Source organism: Limnoraphis robusta CS-951, assembly GCF_000972705.2.
This window is the reverse complement of the sequence record NZ_LATL02000089.1, coordinates 1-11,794: the sequence shown is the minus strand read 5'-3', so window position 1 is coordinate 11,794 and position 11,794 is coordinate 1. Positions and strand designations below refer to the sequence as shown.

5 protein-coding genes and 2 pseudogenes are annotated in these 11,794 nt (G+C 40.7%); 1 reads left to right on the top strand and 6 read right to left on the bottom strand.

What is annotated here, in order from left to right:
* Positions 1-277 precede the first annotated feature (277 nt).
* Complete coding sequence (locus tag WN50_RS07905; RefSeq protein WP_046279271.1) at positions 278-805, top strand: DUF4112 domain-containing protein; 528 nt, start codon at positions 278-280, stop codon at positions 803-805.
* Positions 806-953: 148 nt separating this feature from the next.
* Here the strand turns inward: WN50_RS07905 and WN50_RS07900 are convergent.
* From WN50_RS07900 to WN50_RS35890, 6 genes and pseudogenes are all read right to left on the bottom strand, one after another.
* Positions 954-1,756 (bottom strand): annotated as a pseudogene (locus WN50_RS07900) (calcium-binding protein); the annotation flags it as partial.
* A 1-nt stretch (position 1,757) separates the two neighbouring features.
* Positions 1,758-2,017, bottom strand: a 260-nt coding sequence (locus tag WN50_RS37410; RefSeq protein ID WP_425354791.1) for a calcium-binding protein, incomplete at its 3' end; no start/stop codon positions are given.
* Between the two features lie 363 nt (positions 2,018-2,380).
* Positions 2,381-3,136: pseudogene (locus WN50_RS37405) on the bottom strand (Ig-like domain-containing protein); the annotation flags it as partial.
* A 6,195-nt stretch (positions 3,137-9,331) separates the two neighbouring features.
* Complete coding sequence (locus WN50_RS37400) at positions 9,332-10,411, bottom strand: Calx-beta domain-containing protein (RefSeq protein ID WP_425354790.1); 1,080 nt, start codon at positions 10,409-10,411, stop codon at positions 9,332-9,334.
* A 169-nt stretch (positions 10,412-10,580) separates the two neighbouring features.
* A partial coding sequence (locus WN50_RS37395) for a hypothetical protein (protein WP_425354789.1) occupies positions 10,581-11,022 on the bottom strand: 442 nt, incomplete at its 3' end.
* 225 nt (positions 11,023-11,247) lie between these two features.
* Positions 11,248-11,794, bottom strand: a 547-nt coding sequence (locus tag WN50_RS35890) for a Calx-beta domain-containing protein (RefSeq protein WP_235440872.1), incomplete at both ends; no start/stop codon positions are given.

Sequence of the window (11,794 nt, the reverse complement as noted above, 5' to 3'; positions counted from 1 at the left end):
TTAACTTGACTGTAAAACGCATAAATCTAGGCTTCTCACACGTAGCTTAATCCGTTTTTCCGCTTAATATCTGTTTTTAAAATACCGTCGGGCAGACGGGAATCAACGCCTTTGGAGAGACTGACCTCTGCTTGAGTGGGGAAACCCAACCCTCGTAAGTCAACTCGTAGAAAGAGGAAACCCAGACAGTGATGTTTGGAATCTCCGTCCTTGAGGGCGCAGAGGATGCCAAATAAGTTGACACAAGAATGTCGATTTTCTGATTATTCTCAAAAATATGAATCAGCATCAGTCTCCTAAATCTACTGATCCTTCCATGAAGAATCGCTCTAAAGCGTCTACAGTCAAACATTTGCGCGAATTTAGTCATCTCCTCGACAATGCCATTCGAGTTCCGGGTACGACCTATAGAATTGGTCTTGATCCGATTATCGGACTGATACCTGGAGGTGGAGATATAGCTGGAGGTCTATTATCAGCTTACATTGTTTTGCAAGCATTTCAACTGGGTGTTCCGAGAGAAACACTGCTTCGCATGGCTTCTAATATCGCAACAGAAACTCTAGTTGGGACTGTCCCTGTGTTCGGAGATTTTTTTGATGTCGCCTGGAAAGCCAACGTTAAAAATGTTGATCTCTTAGAAGCCCACATGAATGCGCCGGAAATGGGAGAAAAAGCTGATCGGTTGTTTGTGATTATTTTAGTGGGCGGTTTGATGCTGTTTATTTTGCTAATCTCGATTGTGGGGATTGCGATTTTGACTTTTATTTATCAAGTTTTGAGAACTTTGTTAACGGGTGGATAAACATTAAAAGCCGTCTGCTCTCCTCGAAAATTCATCGTTTTATAGCGCTTCGCGCAAGGCAAGAGGCAAAAGGCAAGAGGCAAAAGGCAAAAGGCAAGAGGAAGTTGAAAACCTCTCTTAGTAAAGCTTTGAGAGTTTCTCAATTTCATCAATTTGTCAATACACCAGTGCGACCTGCTATAGAAGTGCTAAAGTCTTCGGCTGTCAGTAAACTGATTTGAATATTATTGAGGGTAGCTAGAGGGGTTCGGTTCACTTCAATCACTGTAGAATTATTAACCTGGGTTAATGTTAATTGATCGAAGGTTAAACCCCCATCAAGAACAATAATATCCTGACTATCGACAAAATCATTAATCAGATCAACACCATATCCGACAACGAGAACAAAGCGATCGCTCCCTTCCCCACCTGTGAGAGTATCCGCACCTTCTGCCCCGACTAACAAATCATTGCCATTTCCGCCTGTGAGTTGATCATTGCCTTCTCCGCCATCGAGGGTATCGTCTCCGTTGTCTCCAAACAAAATATCATCCCCGGAGTTGCCATCGAGTAAATCATTTCCCTCACCCCCATAGATGGTATCTTGATCGGCGTTGCCGGAAATTGTATCGTTATCCTGGTTGCCATAGAGGACATCGTTATCCTCGTTCCCTTCCATTAAGTCGGCTCCGAGATTACCAAACAGCCTATCATCTTGAGCGCCTCCCCGCAGTTGATCGTCATTTTTTCCGCCATAAACTTCATCCTGGCCCTCGGCACCATCGATCAGATCGTTGTCTTGGTTTCCGTTGATCCAGTCATCATCACGTTCACCGGAGAGGGTGTCTTTTCCTAAGTTCCCGAAAGTCCAGTCATTTCCTGATCCACTGCGAACTTTATCCTCATTCTTACCCCCCATAATGGTATCGTTTCCATTTTTGGCGTCGATGAAGTCGTTATCTTCGTTACNTCATCCTGGCCCTCGGCACCATCGATCAGATCGTTGTCTTGGTTTCCGTTGATCCAGTCATCATCACGTTCACCGGAGAGGGTGTCTTTTCCTAAGTTCCCGAAAGTCCAGTCATTTCCTGATCCACTGCGAACTTTATCCTCATTCTTACCCCCCATAATGGTATCGTTTCCATTTTTGGCGTCGATGAAGTCGTTATCTTCGTTACTGTTAATTTCGTCATTATTTTCTGTTCCTTGAATATAGTCTCCTCCTTGCAACCCGAAGACAATACCCGTCTCAGCAGTCGCCGCAATGATCGCATCGACGTTATCGGTGGGTTCTGATGAGTTGGAAATATTCAAGCTGGGGGGTTCTAAGTCTGGAAAGGCGATCGCTTGAATGACATTACTCGGATCAAAGATGTCAAATACCCCATCTCCGTCGCTATCTGAACGAGGTTGAGAAGGTTCAGTTTCGGTATCAGTATCAGGTTCGGTATCAGTATCAGGTTCGGTATCAGTATCAGGTTCGGTATCGGTATCAGGTTCGGTATCAGTATCAGGTTCGGTATCGGTATCAGGTTCGGGATGAGTATCAGGGTCGGTAGCGGCAGTAGGTTCAGTATCAGTATCAGCGTGAGNTAAGCGCCTCATGATCGTGAATATGCTGATGTTCTTGAGGAGTTTCAGGTTCGGTATCAGTATCAGGTTCGGTATCAGTATCAGGTTCGGTATCAGTATCAGGTTCGGTATCAGTATCAGGTTCGGTATCGGTATCGGTATCGGTATCGGTATCGGTATCGGGTTGAGGAGTTGGTGTACTGCTTAAGTTAAACTGATCGCTAACACTGGCGTTATTGGTATCTGTCGCCGAAACTGCGATCGCCAACGGACTCACAGAATTAATGTTGATAATACCGCTAATAATACCAGTTGTCGGATTAATATTCAAGCCATTGGGAAGTGCGATCGCCGAATAAGTTAAAACATCACCATCGGGGTCGTTAAAATAACCCGAAATATTTAAACTAAAGGCTTGATTTTGTTGAATATTTAACTGATCGGGAATTTCTTCGAGGAGTTCAGGAGTATCATTAACAGACTCAACGGTTAGTTTGACTTCCGCATTGGCAACACTTCCTTTACTATCAGTAATGAGATACAAGAAGCTATCTTCACCAAAATAATTCAGAGCGGGTGTGTAGGTAATGGTTTTACCATCTTCGCTAATTTTTACAGTTCCGCCTTGGCTTGTTGTTTCGGGAAGAATTCTTGTAATTTCTCCTTCATCACTGATTTCTAAACTATTTGCTGCTGTGATAGTAAGACTGTCATCAATATCATCATCCCGATCATTTTCTAGAACATTAATTATCGTTTCAGTATCTTCTAAAACGGNTGTTTCGGGAAGAATTCTTGTAATTTCTCCTTCATCACTGATTTCTAAACTATTTGCTGCTGTGATAGTAAGACTGTCATCAATATCATCATCCCGATCATTTTCTAGAACATTAATTATCGTTTCAGTATCTTCTAAAACGGTTATATTTTCATCAGTTTCGGCGACGGGATTGTTATTATTAATATCAAGTTGGAATGTCGGGTCTTCAGCAGTTGAAGCTTGAATTTGCTCGGTTAAAGCTTCGCCTGTGTGGTTAGAAATTGCCTGTTCAATGGATAACGTTCCTGCTCCCACTTGTTGCAGATCGTTTGCTGTTTCTCCTTGAACGACTTGCTGAACTTTAGCGATTTCTGTTGCTTTTTGAACTAAATCAAGATTCGGCTCGGCAAGAATTTGATCAATGCGAGTATTTCCCTCGGCGATAATATTGGCAACACCTGCGGCTACATTAGCTTCAATTTCAGGATTAATACTGATAATTATCGCTTGAATTTGAGTTGCATCGCTAACATTTAGGATGCCATTGGGTTGATTAATTTGTCCGAGGATTTCTTCTAAAATGCGATTCGTGGCTTCGTTAATATTGCCTTGTGAAGAACTGAAAAACTGTGCCAGTTGTACCAAAGTATTGTAAATTTGAGCTTGTTTTGTGAATACAATTAAACCTTCTGCATTTCCTTCGGAGATTTCTTTGAGTGCATCAAATTCGTAGAGATTAACATCGGGAAGGTTTAAAGCAGTTTTAACGATAGTTTGTGCGGCTTCGGGGTTAACGGGTTCGGCGAGTAAACGAACTAAAGTTTTAAAAGGATTGTTAACAAGTTGTGAGTAACCTGTTGCTAATTCTATCGGTTCAAAGGCGTAAACTTCAACAATTTCTCCTTCGTTGGGGTCTAGTCTTCCGTTTGTATTACTATCAAATTGTTCGACGGTAATTTCTAGGTCATTGGTTCCGTCTGCTTGTTGATATACAAAGGGTTCGTTAGCATCTTGAACACCGTTATAATTGGCATCAAAGAACACCCAAGGACGGATGATTTGCTGACGAGCGATGGTTTCATCTAAGAAGCTAGAAGTATTCGTTAAAATGCTATCAATGCTTTGATTTTTGCCGATAATTTCTGCAACGAGTGTTGTTAAAATATCAGCATCAAGATTGAGATTTTGGTCGGTTTGTGTTAAACTAGAAATGGCATTTTCAACTAAAGTTTGAACAACCGTTTCATCCGTTAAGTCTGGCGTTTCTCCGTTGTCGATCAGAGTTGCAACGGTTTGGAAGATTTCTTTAGCAATGGCTGCTGTTGTTAGCGGGGAAGACGGTTCGCCTTCGTCGAATTCTTCGTTATTATTTAAGTCAAGAAAACGAACACCACCGTTAACACGACTACTAATAACTTGGGGTTCTTCCGTGTCGAATTGGTTGTTACTGTTGCTGTCGAGATAAAGTAAACCCGCTTGGTTTTTTACCTCGGTTGAATTGATTTCTAAACCGATAAATGGCGTTTGGGAAATTGTCCGCGTGGCTGCAATAACCAGGTTTTGCAGTTGAACTTGTAACGCCAAAACACCAATCTCTACATCGATGGGAATATCTGCAAAAAGGTCTAATTCGGCGGGGAGACTAAAAGCATTTTTAACTTCAGTTTTCGCCGCTTCAAAGTCGGGGGTTAACTGTTGGGAAGCGATCAAAGTTAGAGGGGAAGCAATGGTTGCTGTAGGTGTGGTTGTTAGCGGAACAATTTGGTTTAGGAAGGTGGAAGTATCAACGCCGTTAACAACAATAATTCGACCTTCATCAGCATCGATAACGCCGTTTCCGTTGGTATCAAAGTCATCGAAAATATTCAAATTATAACTACCATCGGCATTGGTAAAGGTGCTAGGTTCGCTAAACGGTTCGCTAAAGGGTTCGAGAAGTTGAACCGTTTCTCCGGTGTCGAGATCGGGGGCTGAATAGGTATCGCGAATGCCGTTATTATTGACATCATCAAAGTCACGAATACCGTTATTATTCAGGTCTGCGTAGTCTTGAATGCCGTTAAAGTTAGCATCTAAAAATACAGTTGCTCCCGCAATATAACCATCCTGAACTTTGCCGATACTGCTGTTGCCAATTTTGAATTTAGCGAGGGGAAATGTAACTAAATGTTTGTCGTAAACGGTTCTCCAAAATACTTTAATTTCCGCACCCAGAAAAGCATTAACCTCTCCTAATAAACTGAACAAATCATCAAAACGGGGTACAATTTCAGAGATAGCATGAATGCGACCATCATCCGTTCCAGTCGCTTCGCCACTATCAACTAAATCAAGATTAAATAGTCCTTCTATTCCGCCTTTTACATAACCCGAAGCGACACCAACATCTAAACCCGCTCCTGCTGCAATGCTTGCATTTAGTTTAATTTCTGCAACATCATCACCTGTACCATCAGCATTTTCGCGATCGCTAATATAGAACCCATCTAAGACTCGGTAAGCGTCATTCAAAGCAAAATCTTTTGCTCCCCACTGACGCAAACCAAAGGTATCCATTCCAATGGCAAAATCGGCAGAAGCCCTAAATTTTCCTTCTAATAAACCGCTAATTGGTCCGTAAACGGGGAAGGTTTTTCGCACACTGACATCAAACGCAACTTCGGGAACATCAAAGGTAAATAATGAGACATCTTGACCTAAGAATAACGCGATCGCATTCGTGGGATTTTTGAGGAGGGTAAAGTCAAAAAGCGGTTCGTTGCTACCATCTCCAAAGGTGACAGTCTTGGTAAATTCTGTTACTGATTTCTGACTGGAATTACTGGGGTTTTGGATAATATTATTCAGTTCAGTTTGTAAGTCTTTTGCTTGTTTTTTAATCTCGTCTAAATCAATCTTACTAAAATCAGCAAATTCCGATAAGGGTAGGCGATCTGCGAAGTCTGTTAGAAATTCTATCGCTTGTTTTTCGGCGCTATCTGGTGTCGTATTTAAAAGATTTTCGAGTTCGTCTTTGAGAACATTAATGTTTTGTTGAATAGCGAGAATATCTTCTAGATTTGGCAAAGAAAGATCTTCAGTGAAAGTCTGAATTAATTCGATAGCTTGCTTTTTGGCGGTGTCGCCTGTGGTTTGTAAGATATTATTGAATTCAGCTTCGAGAACGTTAATCTTTTGCTGAATTTCGGGAACTTCTTCAAGATTGGGTAAAGAAGTATCTTCGATTAAATTTTTGAGATATTCAACGGCTTGCTGTTTTGCACTATCAGTTGTAGTTTGTTGGATATTATCTAATTCANGAATTAATTCGATAGCTTGCTTTTTGGCGGTGTCGCCTGTGGTTTGTAAGATATTATTGAATTCAGCTTCGAGAACGTTAATCTTTTGCTGAATTTCGGGAACTTCTTCAAGATTGGGTAAAGAAGTATCTTCGATTAAATTTTTGAGATATTCAACGGCTTGCTGTTTTGCACTATCAGTTGTAGTTTGTTGGATATTATCTAATTCAGTTTCTAGCAGATCAAATTTTTGTTTGATAGCGAGAATATCGTCAATATTGGGCAGAGAAAGATCTTCAGTAAATCCTTTTAGAAATTCTGCGGCTTGCTTTTTAGCACTGTCAGTTGTTGTTTGTAAGATTTGGTCAAAATCGTCTTGAAGGCTGGCTGTATTTTGAGCAATATTCTCAACTTCACTCACACTGAGATTACTTAAATCTTGCAATTTTGGTAAAGTAAAATCACCCAACGGAATTGAAATATTTTCTCCTGCGGGTAGACTATTAACTTGTTCGATGAAGTTACTAACTTTAACAAATGTCTCTAAAAATTTAAACACACTGGGCGGAAGTTCGTTGCCTAAAGCCCGCAAAATAACATCCGCAAGTTCGATAGTTGCAACCTCTCCATCGCCACCATTCGGAGTGGGTAATTTTTTATCAAAAAATCCATCTAAGCCTATTTTAGAGAGTAATTTTGTATCTTTAACGAGAACATCAACCAGAGGACGAAATGGTTCTAAAACTTGATCAACTTGTTTGACAATGGGTTTAAAGAAGCTATTAACAAAAGTACCCAAATCGATCTCAACGTTTTGGAAACTAATTTCAGGGGTTTGGGGAGGAGTAACTTTAAATCCGTCTACTTTTAACGCATCAAATTGTCCGACTAACTCAAAGTTAAAAGAGGGAATTGCAGCGTTACCGGAGATACTTGTCCGTGCATTTAACCCAACTTGTGCATCCGCTTCTACCTCAATATCAAAGAGGTTTTCTAGACTAACTTGATTATTATTTCGGAGTGTATTAAAGCCTTTTAATTCAGTCAGAGTGAGGCGGCTACCATCACCAGAATCTTCAATTAAGTTTCCTTCTGAATTGAGATCAATATCTTCTAATGCAAATTTAGCATTAAGTTCGGCTTGGGTGTTTTTTGTTCCGCCATTTTCTGTATCTTCTGCCCCATTTGCGACATTTAATTCTAGGAAACCTAGCGTCGCAGTCGCGTTAAAATTATCATCTAAACCCACAAACGCATCGGCTGTAATTTGCGTTTCTTCGGTGTCAATAAAAAAGCCAAAATCTTGATGATAGCCAAATTTTAAATCTAAACCATATTCAAAGTTGGCTTCTGCTTCACCTTCAACTTCTAAACCCAACGCGGGGAAACCAAAATCTCCAGATAAATTTGCTGTGGTTTCATAACGATTACCCAAATCAATATCAAAAGCAATTTCTTCGGGGAGAGAAGATGAAATCACCTCAACATCCGGGAAAATATCTCCTAATTTTTCTTTGAGTAAGTCTTCTAACTTGTCTTGAGTTAGATTAGCGGTGCTTTTAATTGCATTAACAACATTATTTTTCAACGTATCAATAAACGCAGGTTCTGAACCGCTTAGAGAACCAATAATCGGGAGGCTAGTATCTTTAAACATCTGCCGTAAACTTTCGGCGATGCGTTCAAAAAGGAGTGCTAAACCATCTGCGNTAATTGCATTAACAACATTATTTTTCAACGTATCAATAAACGCAGGTTCTGAACCGCTTAGAGAACCAATAATCGGGAGGCTAGTATCTTTAAACATCTGCCGTAAACTTTCGGCGATGCGTTCAAAAAGGAGTGCTAAACCATCTGCGATTTCGCCCGAATCATAAGTGGGTTCGGTAATCTCAACGGTAACTTCAGGGAGGGGTTTACTATCGATTTCTAAACCGCTATTGTAGGGAGAAGTTGCATCGCTACTACTCGAACTATGGGTAATAATTTGTTCAAATGTTCCGACTTGACTATCATCTAAACCGACAACAGTAATAACTTGTGATTGGTTCCAATTTGTCGCATCAAAGGTAATTTCGGTAATCGGATTTTGATTAGAATCAAGCAGTTGTAAGTTAGTATTATTAAAGTTCGGAGTAATGGNCCGCTATTGTAGGGAGAAGTTGCATCGCTACTACTCGAACTATGGGTAATAATTTGTTCAAATGTTCCGACTTGACTATCATCTAAACCGACAACAGTAATAACTTGTGATTGGTTCCAATTTGTCGCATCAAAGGTAATTTCGGTAATCGGATTTTGATTAGAATCAAGCAGTTGTAAGTTAGTATTATTAAAGTTCGGAGTAATGGTAACAGTTTCGCCAACTCCGGGTGAACTCGTCAGAGAAATTTGATAAGTATCGGTTTTATTTGAGTCTACAGGTGTGGCGTTTTGTTCGACAACTTCGGTACCGTTTCCGGTTTCTAGAACTCGCACACCCGGTACATCATCATCGGTGATTATTACACTCTGAGGAGCAACCGTTCCGATGTTATATCCGGTTCCCGTTTCTAACTCAATGGTAACAGTTTCTCCGCCTGTTTCTGTGAATAAATCTTGAATTGGGGTAACGTTAATGTTAACTCCGGTATCTCCGGGTGCGATATAAACAGAACCGGATTTTGTAACCGTATCTAAACNCGGTTTCTAGAACTCGCACACCCGGTACATCATCATCGGTGATTATTACACTCTGAGGAGCAACCGTTCCGATGTTATATCCGGTTCCCGTTTCTAACTCAATGGTAACAGTTTCTCCGCCTGTTTCTGTGAATAAATCTTGAATTGGGGTAACGTTAATGTTAACTCCGGTATCTCCGGGTGCGATATAAACAGAACCGGATTTTGTAACCGTATCTAAACCCACAATTGTATAATCTGTTCCCGCAGTTGCTACCCCAGAAACGGTATAATTACGGTTAATCCTTGACTGGATGCGGGATGATCTAATGCGAGTTGAAATACACCCGGAATAATACTTTGTTCGCTACCATTTCCAACAGCTTCTAGGCTAATGGTGGGATTATCATTATCTGCAATAGCAACATTAATTTCCCCTCCCAAACCTGCATAAAGCGGATCATTACTGTTGGCAATATAGCTAATATTACTGAGATGTTCGCCTTCTACAACCTCATCATCAACCGCTTCTACTGTTACAATTTGCGGTGTACTGGCGTTTTCTGGCGTAAAATTTAGGGCAATGGGTTGTCCAATTCCATTCCCGAGATCGACTTGAGAATCTGGGGTAATATTAACAACAATGTCATCAATGGGAAAACCTGTTAATACAACTTCAAAGCTATCTGTTACCCCATCTTCGCTGATTTCTGTACTTCCGTTTGACTGAGTAATTAAAACGTTTTCGGTTTCATCATCGATATTTTTAACCGCGATTTCTGCAACGTCTAATTCACTATATTGAACATCCTCAGTGGTAATATTAGTTTGAATGGTAAAATTGCGATCGCCATCTCTTTCGCTATCATCAACCCCCGTCACGTTAACGGTTTTGGTTTGATTCCAGTTGCTAGAATTCAACGTAATAGAAGGGGTTAAAAGTGTTCCTTCTGTTGTATCGGAACTGGTAAAATTCAGCGTAACAGGTTCTTCCGGTTCGCTATCCAGTTTAACGGTAAAACTCGCTTCTCCTCCCCGTTCATTCGTGTCACCGTTAATTTCAGAAATGCTAATTCCAACGGTATCATTATCGGTAATGGTTAACGTTGCGGGAGTGGTATCAATGGTATAAATTGCACCCTCTGGCTTTTCATCAGAAAGGGTAATTGTAACCGTTTCATTCCCTTCATCAATCAAATCATTTAACGTTTCTACCGGGATAGCTTGACTGGTTTTTCCGGCGGGAATGGTAATCGAAGATGTTAAAATAGAAGAATAATCTTCTCCATTATTAGCCGTTCCGCTAACTTCATAGAAAACCTCTAATTCTAACGCTTCTCCGTCGCTTTGAATAGGTGGACTTTCTAACGGTTCGCCTGTATCGGGGTCAGATAAAAAGATACTAAAACTTCCCGAAGTCGGCCCATCTTCCGAAGGATTACCAATTTTTCCAAGTTTAACAATGGGGAGTTTTTCGTTATCAATAATTGACAGCGTTGCTGTGGCTGCATCATCTTGAACNCCTCTAATTCTAACGCTTCTCCGTCGCTTTGAATAGGTGGACTTTCTAACGGTTCGCCTGTATCGGGGTCAGATAAAAAGATACTAAAACTTCCCGAAGTCGGCCCATCTTCCGAAGGATTACCAATTTTTCCAAGTTTAACAATGGGGAGTTTTTCGTTATCAATAATTGACAGCGTTGCTGTGGCTGCATCATCTTGAACGGTGTAATCTAAGTCCGGTAATTCAACCAGACTAATTTCTAGGGTTTCTTCTCCTTCAATTAATTGATCATCAACAGGTTCAATATTAATTTCAACGCCCTTTTCTCCTTCGGGAATAATAAAAGAACCGGAAGGAATTTCTTCACCATTTAAGGTGTAATCATCTCCAGAAGTTGCGAGTCCTGCAAGTGTATATTGTATTGCCAGTCCGCCATCGGGTGCGGGTTCATTTAAAGCAATATTAAACCCTCCTGAAACCTGATTTTCTTCTGTCGGATTACTTTCGGTTGTGATACTAACTTCAGGTTTTTCGTCGTTAATAATCAGTGTTGCGCTATCCGATGTACCAATTTCATAAGATTTAGGATCGTCTTCAACAAGCTCAACAATTACACTTTCATCGGGATCAAACTGGGTATCGTATTGTACGATAACTGGAATTTCAGCAACAGTTTCACCCGCAGNTTTTTCGTCGTTAATAATCAGTGTTGCGCTATCCGATGTACCAATTTCATAAGATTTAGGATCGTCTTCAACAAGCTCAACAATTACACTTTCATCGGGATCAAACTGGGTATCGTATTGTACGATAACTGGAATTTCAGCAACAGTTTCACCCGCAGCAATCGTAATACTTTCGACAAGGGTATAGTCTGTTCCCTCTGTTGCAGTGCTATCGGGATTAATATTGTATTTAACATCAAGAGTATAGGGCAATGCTTGATTGAGTGTAACTTGAAAAGCACCATCAATTCCGGCATCACTTGGGTTAGAAGGTTCGGAGGGATTTGTGAGTGGAATAATTTCTAATATCGGAAGGGGAAGATTGCCAATCGTTCCAAAGAAATCTTCATTCCCTGTCGAGGCAGAATTTGCATTATAAGTTGTGCCTACAGCGCTAACAGTGGCACCATTTCTAACAAAAATTCCCCCGCCTCGACCTTCACCATTAGTCGCACCCGTTCCTCCTTCTGCACGATTATTTTCAAAGTTTGTGTTAATTAGATTTAAA

Bases quoted from the DNA above. Each gene is read 5' to 3' on its own strand.
- WN50_RS07905 (WP_046279271.1), top strand. From the start codon at position 278: ATGAATCAGCATCAGTCTCCTAAATCTACTGATCCTTCCATGAAGAAT.